General features: G+C 68.3%; 18 protein-coding genes. 16 read left to right on the forward strand and 2 right to left on the reverse strand.

Features of this window, described 5'->3' with window-relative positions:
• The 3 genes from LAO51_00005 to LAO51_00015 all read left to right on the forward strand — a co-directional run.
• Window positions 1-462 (forward strand): hypothetical protein (locus LAO51_00005; GenBank protein MBZ5637115.1); only part of this gene is annotated, 462 nt, incomplete at its 5' end.
• On the forward strand, window positions 459-1739 hold the full coding sequence (locus tag LAO51_00010; protein ID MBZ5637116.1) for a Ni/Fe hydrogenase subunit alpha: 1281 nt from the start codon (window positions 459-461) through the stop codon (window positions 1737-1739). The genes LAO51_00005 and LAO51_00010, both read left to right, overlap by 4 nt.
• Window positions 1740-1837: 98 nt before the next feature.
• Window positions 1838-3838 (forward strand): cache domain-containing protein, encoded by a 2001-nt coding sequence (locus LAO51_00015; protein MBZ5637117.1) that lies wholly within the window; start codon window positions 1838-1840, stop codon window positions 3836-3838.
• Window positions 3839-3871: 33 nt separating this feature from the next.
• Here LAO51_00015 and LAO51_00020 read toward each other — a convergent pair whose 3' ends face one another.
• Window positions 3872-5116, reverse strand: a complete 1245-nt coding sequence (locus tag LAO51_00020; GenBank protein MBZ5637118.1) for a hypothetical protein — start codon at window positions 5114-5116, stop codon at window positions 3872-3874.
• 571 nt (window positions 5117-5687) lie between these two features.
• Here LAO51_00020 and LAO51_00025 point away from each other — a divergent pair.
• From LAO51_00025 to LAO51_00075, 11 genes are all read left to right on the forward strand, one after another.
• Window positions 5688-6629, forward strand: a complete 942-nt coding sequence (locus tag LAO51_00025) for a hypothetical protein (protein MBZ5637119.1) — start codon at window positions 5688-5690, stop codon at window positions 6627-6629.
• Window positions 6630-6864: 235 nt separating this feature from the next.
• Window positions 6865-7359, forward strand: coding sequence for a hypothetical protein (locus LAO51_00030; GenBank protein MBZ5637120.1), 495 nt, complete (start codon window positions 6865-6867; stop codon window positions 7357-7359).
• A gap of 214 nt (window positions 7360-7573) precedes the next feature.
• Entirely contained in the window at window positions 7574-8167 is a 594-nt protein-coding gene (locus LAO51_00035) for a YIP1 family protein (protein ID MBZ5637121.1), read from the forward strand.
• 109 nt (window positions 8168-8276) lie between these two features.
• Window positions 8277-8633, forward strand: a complete 357-nt coding sequence (locus LAO51_00040; protein MBZ5637122.1) for a cupin domain-containing protein — start codon at window positions 8277-8279, stop codon at window positions 8631-8633.
• Between the two features lie 378 nt (window positions 8634-9011).
• A complete protein-coding gene (locus tag LAO51_00045) occupies window positions 9012-9512 on the forward strand; it encodes a hypothetical protein (protein ID MBZ5637123.1) in 501 nt (166 codons plus the stop codon).
• A 20-nt stretch (window positions 9513-9532) separates the two neighbouring features.
• The gene (locus LAO51_00050; protein MBZ5637124.1) at window positions 9533-10252 is read left to right on the forward strand and encodes a class I SAM-dependent methyltransferase; all 720 of its coding nucleotides are present in this window, start codon (window positions 9533-9535) and stop codon (window positions 10250-10252) included.
• Between the two features lie 176 nt (window positions 10253-10428).
• Entirely contained in the window at window positions 10429-11616 is a 1188-nt protein-coding gene (locus LAO51_00055; GenBank protein MBZ5637125.1) for a nucleotide sugar dehydrogenase, read from the forward strand.
• The gene (locus LAO51_00060; protein ID MBZ5637126.1) at window positions 11613-12635 is read left to right on the forward strand and encodes an NAD(P)-dependent oxidoreductase; all 1023 of its coding nucleotides are present in this window, start codon (window positions 11613-11615) and stop codon (window positions 12633-12635) included. Before LAO51_00055 ends, LAO51_00060 begins: the two co-directional genes overlap by 4 nt.
• Window positions 12636-12699: 64 nt before the next feature.
• A complete protein-coding gene (locus LAO51_00065; GenBank protein MBZ5637127.1) occupies window positions 12700-14040 on the forward strand; it encodes a radical SAM protein in 1341 nt (446 codons plus the stop codon).
• A gap of 35 nt (window positions 14041-14075) precedes the next feature.
• A complete protein-coding gene (locus LAO51_00070; GenBank protein MBZ5637128.1) occupies window positions 14076-15821 on the forward strand; it encodes a hypothetical protein in 1746 nt (581 codons plus the stop codon).
• Between the two features lie 609 nt (window positions 15822-16430).
• On the forward strand, window positions 16431-19700 hold the full coding sequence (locus LAO51_00075) for a hypothetical protein (GenBank protein MBZ5637129.1): 3270 nt from the start codon (window positions 16431-16433) through the stop codon (window positions 19698-19700).
• 101 nt (window positions 19701-19801) lie between these two features.
• Here LAO51_00075 and LAO51_00080 read toward each other — a convergent pair whose 3' ends face one another.
• Window positions 19802-21205, reverse strand: a complete 1404-nt coding sequence (locus LAO51_00080) for a sigma-54 dependent transcriptional regulator (GenBank protein MBZ5637130.1) — start codon at window positions 21203-21205, stop codon at window positions 19802-19804.
• A gap of 126 nt (window positions 21206-21331) precedes the next feature.
• Here LAO51_00080 and LAO51_00085 point away from each other — a divergent pair, with 126 nt between their 5' ends.
• Together LAO51_00085 and LAO51_00090 are read left to right on the forward strand one after the other, a co-directional pair.
• Complete coding sequence (locus tag LAO51_00085) at window positions 21332-21769, forward strand: hypothetical protein (protein MBZ5637131.1); 438 nt, start codon at window positions 21332-21334, stop codon at window positions 21767-21769.
• 100 nt (window positions 21770-21869) lie between these two features.
• The gene (locus LAO51_00090) at window positions 21870-23693 is read left to right on the forward strand and encodes a hypothetical protein (protein MBZ5637132.1); all 1824 of its coding nucleotides are present in this window, start codon (window positions 21870-21872) and stop codon (window positions 23691-23693) included.
• Window positions 23694-23774: the final 81 nt, after the last annotated feature.

Consider the following 23774-nt stretch of genomic DNA (forward strand, 5'->3'; position numbering starts at 1 on the left):
GATCGGAAGAGCGTCGTGGTTTACGGCGACGAAGGAGCGCACTTCGACGCCCATCCCCACCGGCCGCTCTCCGACTACGTCAAGGTGGATTACCCCCTCGTGGGCTGCCCCATCGAGAAGGACGAGTTCGTGAGGGCGGTGGCGTCGCTCCTCGTCGGCGACGTCCCCCTGCCGCCGACGACGCCGGTCTGCCACGAGTGCAAGATGCTGGAGAGGGATTGCCTCCTGATCTCGAAGGGGCTCCCTTGCGCCGGCGCGGTCTCCGCCGCGGGGTGCGGGGCGCGGTGCCCCGGCTTCAACGTGCCTTGCATCGGCTGCCGGGGACCCGTGGTGGAGGCGAACCTGGAGTCGATGCGCGACGTCCTCATCGAGAAAGGCTTGAGCGACGAGGCCATCCGAGAGAAGCTCCGGACCTTCGCCGCTCCGGTGATCGATTGGCAGCGTCCGGAAGGTGCAGCATGACGAGAACCATCGCGGTCAACCATCTGGCCAGGGTCGAAGGGCACGGCGGGGTCACGGTCGTCCTGGACGGCGACCGGATCGAGCGGCTGGAGTTCGACATCTTCGAGGGGCTCAGGCTCTTCGAGGGGCTCGTCGTCGGCCGGACGGCCGACGAGATCCCCGCCATCGTCTCCCGCATCTGCGCCATCTGCTCCCACGGCCACACGGTGGCGGCCCTCCGCGCGCTGGAGGACGCGCTGGGTGTTCACGTCTCACGGAAGGCGCGGATGCTGAGGGACCTTTCCTTCCAGGGACAGAACATCGAGAGCCATGCCCTGCACGTGTTCGTGCTGGCCCTCCCGGACGTGCTCGGGCACCCGAGCGTGATCTCGCTCGCGGCCGTGGCCCCCGACGTCGTGGCGACGGCTCTTCGCCTGAAGAAGCTCGGCAACTCGATCCAGGAGGTGACCGGCGGCCGGGCCGTGCACCCCGTGAACCACGTCATCGGGGGGTTCGGCCGCTTCCCCACCCTGGACGAGATGCTGGTCCTCCGCCGGGACCTCGAGGCCGGCGTCGAGGACTGCAAGCGCGTCATCGACGTCCTGGCCGGAATAAGGATGCCGGAGTTCGTGAGCGAGCCGATCCGCGTGGCGGCGCTCGTCCCGGAGGACGACGCCTTCTTCTTCGGCAACGAGATCGCGCTCTCGACCGGCGAGCGGATCCCGGTGGCGGACTACCGCAGCCTGACCAACGAGCGGGTGGCCCTCCACTCCACGGCCAAGCACAGCGAGCACCGGGGGAGGTCCTACATGGTCGGGTCCCTCGCCCGGCTGACCCTCCACGGCGAACGGATCGGCGGGCTGGCCCGGGAGGCCTGGGAGAGGATCGGGTTCCGTCTGCCCTCGAGCAACATCGTCGCGAACAACGTCGCCCAGGCCGTCGAGATGATCTACTCGGTGGAGCAGGCGCTCCGCGTGGTGAACCGGCTGCTCGAGGAGGGGCTCGAGCCCGAGGCGCCGGCGCCCTACCGCATGCGGGCGTCGAGCGGCGCCGCTGCGGTGGAGGTCCCGAGGGGCACGCTCTTCCACTCGTACACCCTGGACGCCGGCGGCAAGGTCCTGGCCGCCGACGTGATCACGCCCACGGCGCAGAACCTCCTCAACGCGGAGGACCAGATGCGCGCCACCGTCCGCGACGCCAAGGGAGCGACGGACGACGAGATCCGGCACCGCCTGGAGATCGTGGCGCGGGCCTACGACCCCTGCATCAGCTGCTCGGTCCACGTGGTGCGCACCTGACGGCGGAGGGGACGGGACGGGACGCTCGCCCCCCGGTTGACTCGCCCGGACCGGGGGGCAAGAATGGAGCTTCAACCCCTCGAATCCCTGGGTTCCCGATGCTCTCGTTCTTGCGCGACCTGTCGCTCAGGGTCAAGATCACGCTCGCCTTCATCCTGCTCGTCCTCCTGGGCGCGTCCGTGTCCATCACCATCGGCTCCGGCATCATCACCCGCGCGATGCTGGGGGAGGCCCAGAAGCGCGTCTCGACCGGACTCGAGACGGCACGCATGATGTACGAGCTCCGGCTCGACCGCGCGCGGCAGTCCGTGGTCCGTTGCAGCGCGTCGGCGCAGCTCCTCCGAGGGATCGCGGGAGCCGACCGGGAGCACCTCCCCGGGCTCCTCGCCTCCCTGCGCGCGGACAACGCCCTGGACTTCGCGGGCTTCGTCGACGCGCGAGGACGGCTCGTGACCTCCTCGGGGAGCGAGGCCGTGCTCAGGGACGCCGGGGCCCGCGAGGCGATGCTGCGCTCCGCGCTGGCGGGAGAGACCGTCTCCGGCACCCTCGTGCTCGACGCCAGGGCCCTGGAACTCGAGGGGAACGGCCTCTCCCGGCAGGCGCTCCTGCCGATCGTACGGGTCCCCAGGAGCCGGCCGGTCTCCGACGAATCGGTCGACCGCGGTCCGGTCCTGTTCGCCGCCGCGCCGGTCAGGATCGGGTCCAGGATCGTCGGGGCGGCCTACGGCGGCGTCCTGATCAGCCGCAACACCGAAGTCGTGAACCAGGTCAAGCTGGCCGTCTTCGGGAACGAGACGTTCGACGGGAGGCCGGTCGGGGCCGTGTCGATCTTCCTCGGGGACGTCCGGGTCTCGACCACGGAGACGTCCCTGGGCTCGCAGGTTTCCTCCGACGTGGCCGCGAAGGTGCTGGACTCAGGAGTGCCCTGGTTCGGTCCGGCGTTCGTGGTGAAGGAGTGGTTCATCACGGCCTACGAGCCGCTCCGGGACCCCAGGGGCCGGATCGTCGGGATGCTGGGCGTCGGCGTGAGGGAGGACCCCTACCTCGCCCTGCGGACCCGGGTGATGCTCACGTTCCTGGTGGTCGCCTGCGTCGGCGTGCTGATCGTTTTCGGCCTGACCTACGTCATCGCGCGCGCCATGGTCCGGCCCCTCGCGGTGATGGCCGGGGCGACGCGGCGGATCGCGACCGGCGATCTCGATCACACGGTGCCGGTCACCTCCGGAGACGAGATCGGCACGCTGGCAGTGTCGTTCAACGCCATGGTGGCGAGCCTCAGGGTGGCCCGGGACGAGCTGGAGCAGTGGACCCAGACGCTCGAGGACAAGGTCCGCGAGCGGACCGCCGAGCTGGTGCAGATGCAATCGAAGATGGTCGAGGCCGAGCGGATGGTCTCCCTGGGCAGGATGGCGGCGGGAGTCGCGCACGAGATCAACAATCCGATGGGGGGCATCCTGACGTTCGCGACGCTCGGCCTCGAGGACCTGCCGGCGGACCACCCCCAGCGGCGCAACTTCGAGATCATCGTCAAGCAGACCCTCCGGTGCCGCGACATCGTCAAGGGCTTGCTCGAGTTCTCGCGCCAGTCGGAGTCCAAGCCGACGCTCACCGACGTGGACGAGGTGGTGGACAAGACGCTGATGCTCCTTCAGCAGCAGGCGAGCTTCCAGAACATCCGCACGACGCGGGTCGCGGGGGATAGCCTTCCGCCGATCCTGATCGATCCGGGCCACCTGCAGCAAGTGGTGCTCAACCTCGTCGTCAACGCCGTGGACGCGATGGAGGAGAAGGGCGAGCTGACCGTCGTCACCGAGAGATCATTCGACGGGCGGGAGGTGTGCATCCGGATCAAGGACACCGGGAAAGGGATCTCCGGTGAGACCCTGCCGTTGATCTTCGAGCCGTTCTTCACCACCAAGGAGGTCGGGCGAGGCACGGGGCTCGGCCTGGCCATCGTGCACGGGATCGTGACCCGTGCCGGGGGCCGGGTGGAAGTGGGAACCTCCCCCGGAGGCACCACGTTCACCGTCCGCTTCCCCGCCAGCGACGCGCCGCAGTCGGTCCGCGCCGAGACGGAGTCGGACCTGGGGCTGGCGTAGGAGGTGGGTGGGGCCGACCTCCGCGCCACCGGCTCACGCGCGGCGCGCCGCCCTTCCCAGGGCCGGTCCCGCCAGGAATCCGGTCGAAGCGATCCTTCCGAGGAGCAGGCCGAGGGAGGCCGCCACGACCCCCACCAGCTCGAAGCCGGCGACGCCGACGAGCAGCACGCCGACGACCGTCGCGACCTCGACGACGGTCGCCCAGGTGATCCGGCGCGTGCGATGCGCATGGACGAGCAGGCCCCGCTCGAGCGACAGGAGAACCTCGAGCGCCGGCATGAGCGTCAGGATCCGGATGGGGAGCAACGCGAGCGTGGCCAGCTCGGCGGATAGCCCGGACACGCGCTGGAACCAGACGGTCGAAAGCGGCGTGAAGGCGACGACGGCCAGGCCCAGCGTCACCAGGCCCCCGAGCTTCCGGGCGAACGCCGCGAGCGGCTCGAAATGCTCGCCGCGGTCTCCCAGGAGCGCGATCGCGACCTCCTGGTAGGCGATGCCGCCGCTGCGAAACAGGAGCAGAAGCGACATGACGACCGGAAGGACCGCCAGCGATTCGACCGGCAGCCGGCTGTGCCCCAGGAAGAGGCTGATGAGCGGGTTGATCCCGAACGACAGGATCGACGTCAGCGCCAGCGGATAGTAGAACCACACGACGCGCCCCGTCGTCAGGGGCGGGATCCCGCGGTCCTGCGATGCCGTCCCGCCCAGGAGGTCGCGCACGACGTGGCGGGCCATCAGCCGGGTCGCCATGGCCTCCATGACGACGCCGGCCGACAGCGCCGCCGCGCCGACGCACACGCCGGGAAGCGGGCTGAGCGTGCCGAGGAGGACGGCGACGGCCGTCATCGACGTCAGCCTCACCACCGTGCCGTACGCCACCCGGCGGGTGAGCTTGTGGCGGACGAGAACCCCCTGGTAGAACCTCCGGTACCCGATGGCCGCCGGCCAGGGCAGCAGCACGGCCATCGCAAGATGAGTCAATCGCGCCACCGGCACGGGCAGGCCGACGAGATCGACCATGATCCGACGGAAGACGGGGGGCGCGAGGAGGACGAGCATCGCCACGGTGATCGAGACGTTGAGGGAGTAGATGAACCGCCGCAGCGTCAGGAACGATGGGCGATCGCGCACGAGCGCCGTCGCGGCGCTCAGCGCCATGACGATCGGCGACTCGACGAGCAGCGCGAACGAGAAGGCGACCCCAAAGGCCGCGAGGTTGTATTCGGGATCGTGGAGGCGGGCGATGACCGCCGCGATGAACGGACCCTCCACCGACATCATGAGCCACGTGGCGGCCAAGGGGGCCCAAAATCGCAGGATGGCCCGCTCGGTCAGCGTCTCCGGTGCGTGGGTTGTCGCGATCATTTCGATTGGGTCGCGATGGTAGCGCCTGCCGGAAATCGAAGGCAAGGGATCCGCCGCCATGCGCTCGGAAAGTCTAGGAAAGAGGTTCTTCAGCTCGCGGACGTTTCCCCGCCAGGCGTATCGCTTCAGGACCTCGAGCGCCTCGGGCGAGGTGCGCCAGGGCCTCGCCGCGGCGTGGAGGCGAACCGCTTGAATTCACCCGGGCACGGGAAGGAGAATGGGCCAGGGCGGTAGGTTTCAGGGCGGGAGCGGCGGGGTGGCATGGCATTCCCGTACCGGACGCCGCCGTGGATTCGCAGCTTCGAGTTCCTATCCGCGGTATTTTGGTGAAGATAGTCAAAAGTTCTAAGCCACGTCCGGGAAGTTGCGTCGAATTTCTCCATTGACTGAGGTGCTGCAGCAGAGTACCTCTCAGTTACGAAGCGGGGGTTTGGCAAGTGCTGATACGCGGCGGTGCGACGAAAATGCCGAAAAGGGGGGAAACATGAAAAGGTGGGTAGTTCTTCTTTCAGTCCTGACGGTGGCTTTCATGGGCGCCGGTGTCGCAATGGCGTGCCCGACCATTGAGGGGTATGTACGGTGCGACACCAACCAAGACGGTTTGTACGAGGACAGCGACACCCCTCTGGCCAATGTCGTGGTCAGAGTGGTGAACCTTGCCGGAACGTGGAGCGGCTCTGTCGTGACCCGCGCCGATGGCTACTACATCATCCAAGCCCAGTGTACCGAAGACACGTACAGGCAGACCCTCGACCCGGTGACGCTGCCGAGTGACTATCAATATCTCATCCCGACATCGGGAGAGTTCGTTATCGACCTTCCCGGAAGCGGGGCCTTAGTCGAGCGCAACTGGCTCATCGGCAGTGCGAACTGCCAGCTTGGCAAGTGCTGGCTTACCGGCGGTGGAGCCAAGTACGAGCCGATCGTGGGCCTGAAGTTGGCGACGCAGGGCAAGCAGTACAGCTTCGGCGGCAACGTGTTCCCTGGCTGCAGCCCGACCGCCGGCGACGGTGGCCAGTGGAACACCATTGACCACGTCGGCAACCTCCATTTCCAGGGGTGGAGTGTTCAGATCGTCGCCTGCGGGAACGTCCCCGGCATCCCGGAGGGCTCGACATCACCCGCGACTCCATTCAACTACATCGAGTTCCAGGGGACGGGTACCTTGAAGGGAATCTCGGGGAACAAGATTGGCACAATACCCGTCTACTTCTTCGCCCGGTGCGAAGACCGCAACGAGCCGGGAAGCAATGGAGCGAAAGACGGTGCGCTCATCGACCGGTACTTCCTCCACGTCTTCACGGATCCCCTGAACCCGGTTAGCAGCACGCTGCTCCTCATCGACCAGGACGGCAATCCGGCCACGGTGGATCCGGTTCGGATCACGGACGGCAACCTGCAGCTTCACATCAGCAGCTGCCCCTGACGACCCGCACGCAGGACCGCTGAAGAACGGGGGGAAGGGCGCCTGCCCTTCCCCCGTTTTGAGTCAGCTCCGTGCTATTCTCGGATCTCTGACGACGCTCCAGGCGGTTAGCTCAGCCGGTAGAGCACCGCACGGAGTCCACTCGTACGTACGGCGGATGCTCTCGCCCGCGACGTCCTTGTCCCCGATCGCCCCTTGGGGCTAAGCTGGTCGACGAGGAAAGGGGGTATCTCCTATGACGAGAAGGTGCAGGGGAGCGATCGTGTTGATGGCCTCGTTACTCGTGATCCTGGCCTCGGTCGCCTCGGCAAGCGATCCGGCCGCCGGTAGTCCTTCAGAGAAGAAGAAGGACTGCGACATGACCTACAGCCTCAAAGGGTGGTCGGCGATCTACAAGACCGCCAAGGGCGAGGGGAGCATTACCTGCACCAACGGCCAGACGGCGCAGGTGGCGATCACCGTGCACGGAGGTGGCCTCACCTTCGGGAAAACCGAGATCTTCAACGGCAAGGCCGAGATATCCGGCGTACGATCGATCAACGAGATCTATGGGTCGTACGCCTCGATGGCAGCCCATGCGGGCGTGGCCAAGGCCGGCGCGGTCGAGGTCATGACCAAGGGGAAGGTCTCCCTCGCGCTCGCTGGAACGGGCGAAGGTGTCGACATCGGGATCGATTTCTCGAAGTTCACGATCAGCAAGATCGGCACGGCCGAGAGTAAGCACAAGTGATTTCCGGGTCGCGCTCCCGGGCGCGACCCACCAACCTTCCCACGAGACGTCGCGACCGTCATGTCCCTCGGCGCCGGCGGTCGCACGTTGAACGCCAGGGTGCCAAGCGCGCACCGCGATCAACCCGATTGCGGCCACCGTGGTCGCGACTTGACTTGGTTCCGGGCGAGGGCGCAAGATCCTCGCGAAGCCCGCCAACGCAGGAGGAACGGCAATGAATCTCGTCGCCCGCGTCCAGAGAATCCTGTTCAGGCCGAAGCAGGAGTGGCAGGCGATCGATGCCGAGCCCGCGACCGCTTCCGCGATCTTCGCCGGCTACGTGCTTCCGATGTGCGCCATCGGGCCCGTGGCGTCTCTGATCGGGCTGACCGTCTTCGGGATCCGAGTTCCGTTCGGGGAAACGCTCCGGGTCCCGCTGGGAACCGCCGTCTCGAGCGCGGTCCTCCACTGGGTCCTCGCGGTCGTCGGTATCTTCGTGCTTGCCCTGCTCATCGACGCCCTCGCCGCGCCCTTCGGCGGCCAGAAGAGCTCGATCCGGTCGCTCAAGGTCGCCGCGTATTCCAGCACGGCCGCGTGGGTCGCTGGGATCTTCTCGCTGGTCCCGGTCCTGAGCGTTCTTGGGCTTCTGGGCCTGTACAGCCTCTACCTGCTTTTCCTGGGACTTCCCGTCCTGATGAAGGTGCCGCAGGAAAAAGCCCTGGGTTACACGATCGTGGTCGTCGTTTGCGCCATCGTGCTGTTCATCGCGATCGCGATGATCGCGGCGATTCCGCTCGGGCTCCAGAGGTTGATGACCGGCAGGATGTAGCCCTTCACGGGGCCTTCTCGCGGCGAGGACGTCGACGCCACCTCCGTGCACGGGCACGAGGGACACCGCGAGTGAGAACGGGCGCGAAAGAGCAAGGGGAGGAGAAGACATGACACAGGAATCCGCGGACCCCGAACAGGTTTCCGGCGAGCTTCCCGCGGCCCGTCCCGTGAAGCTGGACGAGCTGGTGGACTACGTTCCGGGATCGGTCGTCAGTCGCACGCTCGTGAAGAACGCCGCGGGCACCATCACGTTGTTCGCGTTCGATGCCGGCCAGGGTCTGAGTGAACACTCGGCACCTTACGACGCGGTGGTTCAGGTTCTGGACGGCGCGGTGGCCCTTTCCATCGGTGGCAAGCCGGTTCCGGCCGCTGCCGGCGAGACCGTCCTGATGCCCGCCAATGTCCCCCATGCGGTGCAAGCCTCGCAGCGATTCAAGATGGTGCTCACCATGATCCGTGGTTAGGGCCACAGAGACCGATAGCGGCCTTCATTGCTGCACGGTGGGACGCGGGGCAGCGCGAGCGTCGGACGGACCCGAGACGAGGACGACCATTCCAAGGTCGTGACGTGTTTTCCCTGGGGGTCATCCTCTACGAGATGCTGACCGGGGAGCGTCCTCACCCGGTGGAGAAGTCCTCGGTCATCGACGCGCTCCGGATGATCTGCTCGGACTCGCGGCGACCCCTGCGCGAGACTTGGCCCGGGCACGGGGAGGAAAATGGGTGCGTGGGGGGGTCTTGGGGCAGGAGGGCGGGGTTGACATAGCAATCCAGTACCGGACGCCGCCGCGGTTTCGCCGCTTCGAGTTCCCTGCGATCACTCGAACGTCGGATCGGACGAAGTGCTGGACTACTGCATTGAGGAGTCCATGGGCCGGAAGGGGATCGAGTACGGCTCCATCACGCTGCACCCCGACGGGCTCCCCCACGGGCCGCAGCCGGGGAAGGTCGAGCGCACGCGGGACTTCGTGGACGACTTCCGTACGGTCGTCGCGGGGTCGGGCTCGGCGGGAGTCGCGACGATCTTCGAGATCGCCCTCACCGCCCGCTGGCGCGAGAGCGACCGCGACGCCTCGGTGGGGCTGGCCGACGCGGTCGAGACGATGGCGTCGCCTCGGCCGGAATTCAAGCTCCGGTGCGGTGGCCCCGAGCCGTCGGACGTCCCCTCGGAGGCGGAGCACAGCCTGACGGTTTCGGTCGAGGTGCACCCGTTCGATCCGGGCGAGATCGTCGAGCAGGACTACGACGTCTGGCATCTCCAGCCGCTGCTCTACGCCATCGACTCGTTCGAGCAGCTCGCGGACGGCTTCGACGATTGGGTCAGGAGCGAGAGGCTGCTGTAGGGCAACGAAAGGAGCCGGCGGTGACCCATCTCATCGGAAGAGCGCTCAGGGGGCTCCGGCGCGGCCTCGGTCTGGGACGCTCACGCCCCCGACTGTCCCCGGCCGAGCGGCGCCAAAAGGACGAGGTCGATTCGGTGTGCATCGGCTACTCGGGTGACGGGCATTGGAACTTCTTTCGGACGATCGCGAGACGACCGAATCTCCGTAAGCTCTGCGTCCTCGGCGTCTACCACGGCCGCGACGTCGCGTACCTCTCCGCGCTCCTCGCGCGCGAAGGGCGCGGTGACGCCGCCATCGTCGGCGTCGACAAGTTCGAGGACACCCCCTGCAAGGACTGGCCCGAGTCCGCGAGCGGCTTGAGCTGGCGCCAGGCCGGGTTCGGGGAGCCGCCGGACATCGAGACGACTCGGCGCAATCTGGCCCGTCTCGGCCTCGATCGGAACGTGAGTCTGCGGAAGCAGGAGGCCGAGAGCTTCCTCGCGAAGACGGCGGAGGTGTTCGACTTCATCTACGTCGACACCTCCCACGATTACCATTCGACCGACCGGACGATCCGACTCGCCATGCGCCGCCTGAACCCGGACGGAACCATCGCGGGAGACGACTTCTCCGACCGAGGCACCTGGGGAGTCGCCAGCGCGGTACGGGATTCCTTCGTGAAGTTCGAGGTCTTGAGCGACTGGATCTGGCTCGCTCGACCGAGCGACTACCGGGGCGCTCGCGGCGCGGACGAGGCCTGATCCGAGGTCGTTTCCTGCTCTCGAGCGTGTCGATCGCGGCGGAATGAAGCGCCTTGCCGCTCTCGGTGCGCGAAGGGTATGCTCTGCGGCCCCCGGGACGACTCGGGCAGCTGGGTCGAGCCGGCGGGGTTTCCCGCCACGGAGCCCCGGGAGCCCCGTTCGGAGGGTGTTTCTCCATGGCCGACATCGTCATCATCGGCGGTTGCGGGCACGTCGGATTGCCTCTGGGCCTCGCGTTCGCCCTGGCCGGCCGGAGCGTCGTGGCCGTGGACATCGACGCGGAAAAAGTCGCACGGACGAACCAGGGGGTGATGCCGTTCGTCGATGCGGGAGCGGATCGATGCCTGCCGGAGGTCCTGCGGAAGAAGACCTTCACGGCGACCACGTCGAGCGACGCGATCCGGGACGCCGACACGGTGATCACGGTCGTCGGAACGCCGCTCGACGAACACCTGAACCCGCGTCTCGAGGTCTACTCCGACCTGATCCGGCGCGACCGGTCGCGACTGCGCGACGGGCAGCTCCTGGTCCTCCGCTCGACCGTCTACCCGGGCACGACCGATCAGGTCGCGCACGCCCTGGAGCGGGCCGGCTTCGACCTCGACGTTGCGTTCTGTCCCGAGCGCGTCGCGGAGGGAGTGGCGCTCGAGGAGATCCACTCCCTTCCGCAGATCGTCTCCGGCACCACGCCGCGCGCAGAGCGACGCGCGGCCGACCTCTTCGGCCTGCTCACCCCGGACGTCATCGGCTTGCCGACCATGGCGGCCGAGTTGACGAAGCTCTACAACAACGCATGGCGCTACATCCAGTTCGCCGTGGCGAACCAGTTCTACATGATCGCGAACGACTGCGGCCTCGATTTCCACGAGATCCACCGCGCGATGACCGAGAAGTACCCTCGCGCCCGAGGCTTCCCCCGCGCCGGATTCGCCGCGGGCCCCTGCCTGTTCAAGGACACGATGCAGTTGGCCACCTTCAACAACAACGCGTTCTTCCTGGGGCACTCGGCCATGCTGGTCAACGAGGGCCTGCCCAACTACCTGGTGCGTCGCGTCACGTCGAGGTACGACCTGCGGGAGATGACGGTGGGCATCCTGGGAATGACCTTCAAGGCGGACTCCGACGACCCGCGCGACTCGCTCTCCTTCAAGCTCAGGAAGTGCCTGGTCTTCGAGGCAAAGGAGGTGCTCTGCGCCGATCCCTACCTCGACCGGCCGTGGATCCTCCCCGCCGAGGAGGTCGTCGAACGCTCCGGCCTGCTCTTCGTCGGCGCACCGCATCGGGCGTACAAGGCACTGGACATGCGGGGAAAGACCGTGATCGACGTCTGGAACTCCGTTCCGGGAGGAGTGAGCGTCGTATGAAGGTCCTCGTCACGGGATCGAACGGCTTCATCGCGGGCTACCTCGTCGCCGAGCTCCTGGAGCACGGGTACGAGGTGGTCGGGGTGGACAACTTCAGCAAGTACGGCAGGGTGGCGAAGTCCTACGACGCGCATCCGGGCTACCGGCTGGTCGAGGGCGACGCCAAGGACCTCGACCTGCTCCAGGACCTCGTCGCGGATTGCGACCACTTCGTGATGTGCGCCGCGATGATCGGGGGGATCTCCTATTTCCACCGATACGCGTACGATCTCCTCGCCGAGAACGACCGGATCACCGCGGCCGCCTTCGACGCGGCCCTCTGGGCGTATCGGAGCCGGAAGCTCGTCAAGGCCACCCTCCTCAGCTCCTCCATGGTCTTCGAGTCCACGACGCAATTCCCGACGCCGGAGGGCGCGCAGCGCACGTCGTCTCCACCGCTCTCCACCTACGGCTTTCAGAAGCTCGCCTCCGAGTACTACGCGCGGGGCGCCTGGGAGCAGTACGGCCTGCCGTTCACGATCGTCCGCCCGTTCAACTGCGTGGGCGTCGGCGAGGGGCGCGCCCGCGGCGAGCACGAGATCTATTCGGGCAACGTGAAGCTGGCCATGAGCCACGTCGTGCCGGACCTGGTGCAGAAGGTGCTCAAGGGCCAGGACCCTCTCCACCTCCTCGGCGACGGGACGCAGGTGCGCCACTACACCTATGGGGGCGACCTCGCGCGGGGAATTCGCCTGTGCATCGAGCGCCCCGAGGCGCGAAACGAGGACTTCAACATCTCGACGCCCGTCCGGACGAGCGTCCTCGAGCTGGCGGAGATGATCTGGAAGAAGGCGCGATGCGACGCGGAGCCCTTCCGCTACGTTTCCGATCCGCCGTTCGAGCACGACGTCCGGCTCCGCACGCCGGACGTTTCGAAGGCCAAGCGCCTCCTGGGCTTCGAGTCCACGACGTCTCTCGAGACCATTCTCGACGAGGTCATCCCCTGGATCCGGGAGCAGATCGAGCTCGGCACGATTTGACTCGGGCGCCGCCTTGCGCTGCGGCTCGGCGGACGGTAGGCTACCCCCGCACTCGGAGCCTCACGTGAAGGTCCTCTTCAGCAATCCGCCCTGGTGGGAGGCGCCGGAAGGAAGTTTCTTGCGGCGCCGCTGGCGCGTCGGGGTGCGGGCCGGCTCGCGGTGGCCCTTCACCTACCCGACGCGTTGCCGTCCGGGCCGTTACCGATTCGGGGACTACGTTCCCTACCCGTTCTTCATGGGGTACGCGGCTACGTACGCGCGTAGGGTGACCGGCGCGGACGTCCGCCTGCGCGACAGCGTCGCCCTGCGCGAGACGTACGAGGAATGGCTCCGGCATCTCGAGGTCGAGAAGTACGACTACGTGTTCGTCGAGAGCGCGACGCCGAGCTGGGACCACGACGCGCGACTGCTCCACGCGATCCGTGGGCGACTCCCTGCGGCGCGCCTCGTCGTCACCGGGCCGGTCACGACCACGAGGGCCGAGGAGATCCTCCGGGATCATCCCGTGCACGCCTGCATTCGCGGAGAGTACGAGAAGGGGAGCGTCGAGATCCTGGAGGGCCGGTCGGGGATCCTCGACTTCGACCTGCTGTCCGTCGAGGAGATGAACGCCGCCCCCTTCCCGTGGTTCGATGATCTGCACGCGCACCGCTACTGGGACGAGAACCCGCGCGGGCAGGTCGCGCCGCAAGCGCAGGTGTGGAGCAGCCGCGGGTGCCCGTTCAAGTGCATCTTCTGCGTGTGGCCCGCCACGATGACGGGCAACGACCCAGACGGCGAGCAGCGGCGCACGGCGCGCCACTACACGCCGGAGTACATGGAAGCCTACCTGCGCGAGATCGTGGACCGCTACCGGTTCCGCTCGATCTACTTCGACGACGACACCTTCAACCTGGGCAACGGCCACGTGATCCGAATGTGCGAGGTGATGCGCCGGATCGGGCTTCCTTGGTCGGCCATGTGCCGCGCCGACACGAGCAAGATGGAGACCTGGCAGCTGATGAGGGACAGCGGCTGCTTCGGGGTAAAGATCGGGTTCGAGAGCGGCAGTCAGCAGGTCGTGGACACCATCGTGAACAAGCACCTCGACCTCGAGTACGCTCGCAGCGCGGTCCACGAGATCCAGCGGGTCGGGATGTCGGTTCACGGCACCTTCACGTACGGGCTTCCGGGCGAGACCCGCGAGCAGATGCTCGAGACGCGGCGCTTCGTCCGGTCGATTCCGTTCGACTCCGTCCAGGAGTCCGGGACGGCCGAGATCGAGGGCACGCCACTGCACACGCTTCGCGTTCGGGGGCGCCTTGAGCGGTTCGGCGACGCCAGGATTGACGCGGGATACTCCCGGGAGACCGACGGAAACAAGAAGTGGCATCGGTTGGTCGAGGATCTTCGCGACCGCACCTAGCCCTTCGCGGGCGTCCGTGGCGGTGGAGGCGTTGAGTGCCTCGACTCTACGTGCTCGATCATTCCTTGGTCGACCTCGGGGGGCATCACTACGAGTACGACCTACACGTACTGCGGGCGGCGGAGCAAGCTGGCTGGGAGCCGGTCCTGGGATCGCACGTCCGGTGCCGCGCGCGCGAGCACCTGCCCGCGAACTGGGCGGTCGCTCCGGTGTTCCACTTCGACATGTATTCGAAGCACACGGTCCTCTTCGGCCGTTCGCGCCTGCCGGTGAACCCCTTCCTGGGGGGAGCCCCGGAGGACCGTGGAGGCCGGTCATCGGCGCGGAAGCGGCTCGACGCGTGGAAGGTCCGGTGGCGGCAGCGGCGCCGCCTGCGCCTGTTCGCCCGCAGCTGCCGCCGGCTGTTCGAGCGATTCCCGCCCGGGCCCGGTGACCAGGTCTTCCTCCCGACGATCTCGGAGTTCGACCTCGTCGGGCTCGCCGAGTTCCTGAGGTCCTACCGCCACGCTCGGGTGCCCGACTGGCACGCGCAGTTCCACTTCGGCTTCCTGGAAGGACGCGTCCCGGAGTACGACGGGCAGTCCGAGCTGCTCCACGCCATGAGGGCCCACTTCGAGCACGTGCGGGCCCTTATCCCGGAGGTGCGCCTCCACCTCTACGCGACCACTCCCCAACTGGCGTCCCAGTACGAGCTGCTGGGCGTGTTTCCGTGCCGTCCTCTCGCGTATCCCGTGAACCCGGCGCTGGCCGAGCGCCCCGCCGGGGACCCGGCGGGGCCCGTCCGCGTGGTGTGCGCCGGCGGCGTCCGGGACGAGAAGGGCACGCATCACCTCCGCCGGGTCGTTGAGGATCTCGCCCGCGACGATTTCTTCGGAGGGCGGCTCCAGCTCTGGGTGCAGGCCGAGCGCGTCGATCAGATCCCGCACGGAGGCGCCTCGTCACCCGTCTCGGCGGACCCGGGCGACCGGACCGTGCCCGGCGGCACCCGAATCGTCCACGTTCGCCACCCGCTCCCGCTCGACGAGTACCTCCGCCTGATCGCGGCCGCGGACGTCGGCCTGTTCCTGTACGACGAGCGCCGGTACGCAGCGCGGCTCAGCGCGATCCTCGTCGAGATGCTCTCGGCCGGAGCTTCCGTGGTCGTGCCCGCGGGCTGCTGGCTGAGCGACGAGGTGGCCGAGGCGAGTGCCGCGCACCTGGAGCGCTTGGCGCGCGAGATGCGCGGCGTCGCGGCGCGCGACGCGGCTCTTCCACGAGTCCTGCGATGCGGTGGAACCGAGGCGCCGGCCTTCGCGGACTGCGCCGCTCCCGAGGGGGCGACGGAGCTCCAGGTGAGCTTCCGCTGGTCGGCCGGGACGGCTCGCGGACACCACGCCCGGATCGAGATCGTCCAGGGAAACGACCGCGGAGACGTCCTGGACCGATGGGCGGCCGTGTGCGGATCTCGCACCGACAGCCGCGCGTCGATCGCCATGTTCCACATGCACCCGGAGGCCCGAAGCCTCCGGCTGCGCTTCTCGAACGCCTACTTTTCCACACCGATTGACCTGAGCGACGTCGAGATCCGGTTCCTGGCGGCGGACGATTTCGCGGGCGGCCGCTGCCCCGAGGGCCAGGTCGGGCTGATCGCGGCGGACTTCGGCCAGTTTCCGGACCTGCTGCGGGAGATCGCGCGCCACCGCGAGCACTATCGGACCGCCGCCGCGAGCTTCTCGGCCGACTACTTCCGCCGACATCATCCGTCGAACGTGCTGCGCATCCTGACCGACACGGCGGGGTGACCCGGCCGCGTTTCCGACACGCCTGATCCGTCCGGTGCAGCACGCGTTTACATGTCCTCGTTACGGGCAGCCCATGCGCGTCCTGGCGGCGATCCAATCGCCGGAGGCCATCCGCGCGATCCTCGAGTGCCTCGGTCTCCCCGCACGCCCACCCCCGATCGCGCCCCCGGCGCCAGGCGATCTCCTGCCGGTCGACCTCTAGCTGGTCCCTGATCCCTCCACCCTGACGGTCACGGGCGGACAGGTGTGTGCGCGGCCGACGGGGGGCGCCGGCCCTCGCCGTGCCCCGCGGCGAACAGCTTGAATCCCCCGGGCACCGGGAGGAAAAGTGGGTGCGTGTGGGGGATCTTGGCGTAGGAGGGCGGGGTTGACATAGCATTCCAGCACCGGACGCCGCCGCGGTTTCGCAGCTTCGAGTTCCTACCCCCTGGAGCAGGTGAACGCAGCGATCAGGAAGTACCTGCAGGCCAAGAACGCCCACCTCAATGGCCGCTCGCGGGGACGGCGAGAGAATTCGGCGTCTCTCGTCGCATCCGCGGCCTGATTTCGCCCTATATTGTGAACGAGAAGGAGTCGTGTGCCCGTCTTCGCTTTTTGCAGGGGGCTCTCGTGATACCGAAACATCTCGCCGGGCGTCCGGGACTGGGTTGCGGGTTGCTTCTCAGCATCGCGCTCTGGGCCGCTCCGGCCCTCGCGCAGGAGGCCGGCGATCCGCCGCAAGGCCCCGACCAGGTCGTGAGCAAGGAAGGCGGGGAGGAGTACGCCATAGAGCAGCGAGAGGAGTGGTTCTTCAGGCCGCGGCAAGCAGGCACGTCGGGCGACATGGCGAAGTTGCGAGCCAAGGCCGTGGACTTCACTCGCGCTCGCGAGGCGCTGCTCGAGGCCCGACCCAGGGGAGCGGGCATCTGGACCAGCCGCGGTCCGTCGTCGTCCAGGTTCGGGAGCTGGGCTTTCGGGAAAGTCTCGGGCCGTGTCCCGGCGCTCGCGAAGGACTGGGCCAACAATATCCTGTACGCTGGCGCGGCCTCGGGCGGCGTCTGGAAGACCACGGACGACGGTGTCTCCTGGAAGCCGATCTTCGAGTCCGCCGGGACCATGACGATCGGCGCGATCGCCATCGACCCGAACACGCCGACGACGCTGTGGGTCGGAACGGGCGAGAACACCGACTTCTGGTGCGAGGACTACTTCGGGATCGGCCTGCTCCGCTCCACCGATCAGGGGAGCACCTGGGAGCTTCGGAACGGCTCCGGGGGGAGCACCCTCGAGGGGTTGTCCGAATTCGCCGCAGTGCTGGTCGACCCCAGGAACTCCGGCAATCTCGTCGTGGGCGGCATGACGCGGAACTGCACGACCGGGGCGTACAGCCAGGGCGGGATCTACACCTCGACCGATGCCGGGGCGACTTGGACCAAGCGGCTCCAGGGCTACGTCACCAGCGTGGTCCGCAGCGCGAGCCCCGACATCTTGTGGGCCGGCGTGTATTACGGAGGCGTCTACAAGTCCGCCGACAACGGCGTCACGTGGACGCAGCAGACCGGAAGCTCGATCCCGTACGGCAACAACACCTACCGCGTCGAGGTGGCCGCGGCGCCTTCGGACGTCAACACGGCCTACGCCCTCTTCGAGAACAACGTCGCGTATTCGCGACCCGAGCTGTGGAAAACGGCGAACGGCGGCAGCACGTGGACACGCATGGTCTACGGATCGAGCGCCTGTGACGGCCAGTGCGGCTACAACATGACGGTCAAGGTCCACCCGACGACTTCGACCACGCTGTACCGGGGGACGATCCAGATCTTCAAGTCCACGAGCAGCGGCACGAGCTGGACGAACCTCACCGGGGCGTGGGGCTCGACCCAGAAGGTGCACCAGGACACGCACATCCTCCTGATCAACCCTTCGAACGGCAACGAGATCTACATCGGCTGCGACGGCGGCGTCTGGAAGACGACCAACGGCGGGAGCTCGTTCGCGAACCTCAACGCGAACCTCAACTTCACGCAGTTCTACGACGTCGGGATCCACCCGGTGAGCGACGAGATCCTCTGCGGCGGCGCCCAGGACAACTCGTCCCTCGCGCGCACGACCGAAAACGTGTGGGACGTGCAGACGGTCACCGGCGACGGGTTCATGTGCGCGATCAACCCCGCGAACCCCAACACCGACTACATCGCGAGCTACCCGTACAACAACCTGCCCAGCGTCTATCGCTCGACGAACGGGATCCTGGGGACCTACAGCGGCATCACGGGCTCGACCGCGGGGATCGCGGCCACCAGCCGGATCGACTGGGTCACGCCCTACACGCTCTCCCCGACCAGTCCCTCGACGATGTTCCTCGGCACGTACCAGATGTACCGCTCGACGAACGGCGGAACGAGCTTTAGCCTCGTGGGGCCGACCGACATGACGGGGGGCGGCTCCGAGAACATCTCGACGGTGAGCGTCTGCCGCACCGACGGGAACTACGTCTACGCGGGGACGACCGACGGCTACCCATGGCGGAGCACGGACGGCGGGTCCACGTGGAGCCAGCTCTCGGGCGGACTGCCCGCCCGCAGGATCAACGACGTCGAGGCGGACCCGACGAATCCGGGGCGCGCTTTCTGCGTCGTCTCGGGGTTCGGCACCGCACATCTCTACGAGTACACGGAGGGCAGCTGGGTCGCGCGGGGCGGAGGCCTGCCCGACGTCCCGGCGAATACCGTGCTCGTCCTCAGCGCGAACGTCGTCTATGTGGGGACGGATGTCGGCGTTTTCGTCAGCAGCGACGGCGGGGTGAGCTTCACGCCCTTCAACTACGGTCTTCCCGCCGGCCTCGTCGTCACCGACCTCGAGTTCAACGCGACCACCGGAACGATCACGGCGGGGACGTACGGCCGCGGCGCGTGGCAGTACAGTTTTTGCACGGCGCTCGACCCGTGCCACACGGCCGGCGTCTTCGATCCGGGAACCGGCCTCTGCACCAACCCGGCCATGGCCGACGGGACCGCCTGCAACGACGGCAGCCTCTGCACCCAGACGGACACCTGCCAGTCGGGCATCTGCACCGGCGGTGACCCGATGACCTGCAGCGCGCTCGACTCGTGCCACGACGTTGGCGACTGTGACGCCGGAACGGGCCTCTGCTCGAACCCCGCGAAGCCCAACGGCACGGTCTGCGCCGACGGCGACGCCTGCACAGAGACCGACACGTGCCAGAGCGGCGTCTGCGTCGGATCGAACCCGGTCGTCTGCGCGGCATCCGACCAATGTCACGGGGCGGGCACGTGCGATACCTCGACCGGCCTGTGCAGCGACCCGGCCGCGGCGAACGAAACGACCTGCAACGACGGCGACCCCTGCACGACGGCCGATGCCTGCTTGGGTGGCGCGTGCGTCGGCGGGCCGCCTCTCGTCTGCGACGACGCAGACGTCTGCACGGACGACAGCTGCAACCCGGCGACGGGCTGCGTCCACACGAACAACACGGCACCGTGCAGCGACGGCGACGCGTGCACCACGGGCGATACCTGTAGCGCCGGGACGTGCGTTCCGGGAACGCCGGTCGGCAATCCTCCGGAGGTTTCGAACCTGCGGTCCGATCCGGACCGTTCCACATTGACCTGGGACGCGATCACCGGGGGAGTCGTCGGCGTCTCGTACGACGTGGCGCGAGGACTCGGGAGCCAGTTGCCGGTGGGCGTTGGCGCCGAAGAGGCCTGTGTGGTTTCCGGTGCGGACGCTCCGATGGCGTCGGACCCGTCGTTGCCGCCGGAGGGCGGCGTCTTCTGGTACGTCGTTCGGGGGCGGCACGCTTGCGGTGCGGGCACCTACGGGTATGCCGCCGAGCGTGGATCGCAGGCGGCGGAGCGTGTCGCTGGCGCGTGTCCCTGAGGAGGAAGTCCCCCGGCCGCTGCCCGGTCGCCAGCCCGGCTCCTACCGCGCCATGGCGCAGGTGCGCGCTTTCTCGTGACGACGGGCGCTCATCGCGACGATCACTCCGGCCCCTTCCCCCGAATCCGGTGCTTCCGCATCAGCGCGTGGAAGTTGGTGCGTTGAAGGCCGGTCTCCCGGGCGGCGCGGCTGACGTTCCACTCGCTGCGCGTCAGCGCCTCGATCACGAAGCGCCGCTCCACGTCGTCGAACATCCGGCTGCGCATCGTCCGCTTGAGCGACTTCAGCTCCTCGTTGGTTCGGGGTACGTCCTCGGTCGGTCCGCGGGCCGGACCGGCGAAGTGAGCGGGAAGATGCTCGACGCGGACGGTATCCCCCTCCACCATCACGCACAGGCGCTCGACGAGGTTCTTCAGCTCGCGGACGTTGCCGGGCCAGGAGTAGCGCTTCAGGACTTCGAGAGCCTCGGGCGAGAAGCGCCAGGGTCTCGCCGCGTCCGGCGTCCCGTGCTTCCTGAGGAAGTGGCGGATCAGCCCCGGAATGTCCGACGGCCGCTCGCGCAGGGGCGGCAGGTGGAGGGGAACGACGTTCATCCGGTAGAAGAGATCCTGGCGGAAGCTGCCCTCCTCGACCATGGCAGCCAGGTCCCTGTTGGTCGCCGCCACGAGCCGGAAGTTCACCCACTTCACCTCGACGCCTCCGACCGGCCTGAACTCGCCGGATTCCAGGAAGCGGAGGAGCTTTCCCTGAGTCTCCAGGCTCAGGTTGCAGACCTCGTCGAGGAAGAGGGTCCCGTGCTGCGCCAGCTCGAACAGGCCGGGCTTGGACGTCAGGGCCCCGGTGAACGACCCTTTCACGTGGCCGAACAGCTCGCTCTCCAGGAGGCCGGGGGCCAGGGCCGAGCAGTCCACCGATACGAAGGGACCGTCACGCCTCGGGCTCGCGCCGTGGACGAGGCTCGCCACCAGCTCCTTGCCGGTCCCCGTCTCGCCGTGGATGAGCACCGTCGCGTCGGAGCCGGCCACCCGCGCGATGATCGCCCGCACTTCCTCCATCGCGGGCGACACGCTGACGATGCCCTCGATCTCCCCGGGGAGCGCGGCGGGCGCGGGCCGGCGCTGGTCCAGCTGGGCGAATGCGGACCGGACCCGCGCGAGCAGCTCGTCGGGGGTGAACGGCTTCGGAAGGAAATCGAAGGCGCCGAGCTTCACGGCCCGGACCGCGGCCTCGACGGTGGAGTACCCGGTGATGACGATGACCTCGAGGTCCGATCTCCGCTCCCGCACCGCCGCGAGGATCTCGAGCCCGTCCGTCCCCGGCAGACGAACGTCCAGGAGGACGAGGTCGTAGACGCCGTGGAGCGCCCGGTCGTGCCCGCGGATCCCGTCCGTCTCGCCGTCCACCAGACAGCCGCACCGCTCTAGGATGGCGCGGCAGGACTCGACGATCACCTCCTCGTCGTCGACGATCAGGATCCTGCGGCCGGCGAGCGTTTCCTCGGTCATCGTCGTCGCCTCATCGGGCCCGTAGTGTACACGCGCCCGCGTGACGCCGACGGGGCGCCTCGAGCCGATGAGGCCTACAATGGTGCCGGCGTCGGGCACGGTTCTCGCGGGGCAGGAGGGAAGACCATGAGACTCACTCGAATCGAAAAGGTGCTTCGCGTCCTTCTCGTCACGGGCCTGGCGGCCGGAGCCACGGCGGTCCTGGCGTTCCAGGGTCCCCGGCTTTCGGCCACCTACGAGGCGTCCTCGGTGAGCGCGGGTTCGGCCGGCGTCTCCGTCACGTTCGCATTCACGCTCCACAATCGCGGCGACGCGGAGATCGTCGTGGACCGGATCGCGCTCGCGGACCTGTCGGACGCCGAGTCGGCCTATGCGACGTTCGGCGGCGGGACGATCGGCTCCGGCGGCGAACTCAGCGGCTCGCGAATGGCGACCGTTCCCGGGGCGGCGTTCGAGCGGTGGCAGAGCGGCGGCCCGGCGGTCCTCTACGTCTACTCCCGCACCGAGCGCGGAGACGTCTTCAGGACCCGCGTGGACGCCTACCGGGCGCCCGGGACGCACTAGACGGGCGAGCCCCGAGAGGCGGCCGATCCGCCGTCGCGAGCCGACGTTGCAGGCCGAGCCCCGGTGCCTAGATTCTAGAGAGGATATCGAGGGCTCGACGATGGTGGCGACGCTCGCGGCCCCGCGCGCGGACGACGCGTACGCGCGGTTCCGGGCACTCGACGGATCGCACCCCCTTCGGCAGGCGGTGCCTCGAGGGTTCGTCGACTACCGCGCGCGGAGGGTGCGCGGCGCGGAGATCGCCTACTTCAACTTCGCGCTCGGGCGCGAGATCGGCCTGATCCCGGCCGATCATCCCGATCTCATGACCCCCGGCCTCAGGGACGCCGCTCTCGGGGCCTTCGCGATCACCATCGTGAACGAGCACGACACCCGGCGCGGGACCGTCGTCCCCGCCGGGGACCTCCTCCCCGGCGCGTACATGGCCACCCGCTACCTGCAGCTCCAGCACCCGGGGCGGCGCGGAGACAGCTCCGGTGACGGCCGCAGCGTCTGGATCGGATCCGTCGCCGGCCGTGAATCGACCTGGGACCTCTCGGCCTGCGGAACCGGCGTGACCCGACTCTGCCCCGCGACCGCGTGGACGGGGCGCTTCTACAAGACGGGCAGCCGCCGCGCGTGCTACGGATGCGGCACCGCGACCGTGTTCGAGGGGCTCTCCGCCGCGCTGATGAGCGAGAGCTTCCACGCGAACGGCATCCTCACCGAGCGCGTGCTCGCCGTCGTCGCCGTTCCGGGCGGCTTCGGGATCACCGTGAGGGCGTACCCCTCCCTGCTGCGACCCGCGCACTTCTTCGTGTGGCTGAAGCAGGGAGACCTGGCGTCCCTTCGCGGGATCGCGGAGCTGTTCTACCGGCGCCAGGTCGCGAACGGCGCCTTCCCTCCCCTTGAGGGAGGCGCGCGGTGGAGGCACCTCTCGGAGTGGGTCGCGCGGTCCTTTGCGAGAGCCGCCGCCGCCTTCGAGGCCGAATACGTGTTTTGCTGGCTCGAATGGGACGGCGACAACGTGCTCATGGACGGCGGAGTCCTCGATTACGGGTCGGTCCGGCAGTTCGGCCTCTACCATCGCGAGTACCGGTATGACGACGGACCTCGGTGGTCGACGACGATCCCCGAGCAGCGGCGGAAGGCGAGGTACATCGTCCAGACGTTCGCGCAGGTCCGCGACGCGCTCCTGTGCGGAAGAAGGCGGCCGATCGGCGCCTACGGCCACGACCCGGTGGTAAAGCTCTTCGACCGGGAATTCGAGGCCCACCGGTTGCGGCTCCTCCTCGGAAACGTCGGATTCCGGCCGTCGATCGCGGCGCGGCTGCTCGCGGCCGCGGCGCCCGCCGTCGAGCGGTTCCGTCGCGAGCACCGCTACTTCGAGCGCGCCTCGTCCCGCCGCCGGCTGATCGTCTCCGACGGGATCACCCGGAACGCGGTGTACTCCACCCGGGACGTCCTGCGCGAGCTCCCCGCCCGGTACCTCGAGGAGGAGCGGGCGCTGGCCCCGCGGGAGTTTCTGAAGATCGCGGCGTCCACCTACGCCTCGCGCCGCCACCTCCAGTCCACTCCCTCCCGGGCTCGGCGGGTCCGGGCGTTCCAGCGCGCGTACCTGGAGATGATCGGGATCGCAGCCGGCCTCGCCGGGACGACCCCGCGCCGCGTCCTTCGGGAAGTGGCCGGGCGCTCGGCGGTCGTCAACCGGTTCGCGCGGATCACGGGGGACGCCGCCATCGATGTCGCCGCGCGCCTCTCGAGAACTCGCCGGCGCCTGGATTCCGACGCGATCTACGCCGTGATTCGCGCCCTCGTCGACGAGCACCTCTGCGTCCCCGAGGCGCGACGAGCCGGACCGGCATCGCTCCCCCGCGAGCCCGCCGCGCAGCGCGCCGTCGAGGCGCTTCGCCGGGCGATCGCCGGGAACCGCCACGGACTGTAAGCGGTTCCTCCGGCCCGATGGATCCGGGGCGACCCTCGGGTCCCGCGGGTGCTAGTATGACCCGCGTCTCCTCGGGACCTG

This window comes from Terriglobia bacterium, assembly GCA_020073205.1.
Taxonomy (GTDB): Bacteria; Acidobacteriota; Polarisedimenticolia; order Polarisedimenticolales; family JAIQFR01; genus JAIQFR01.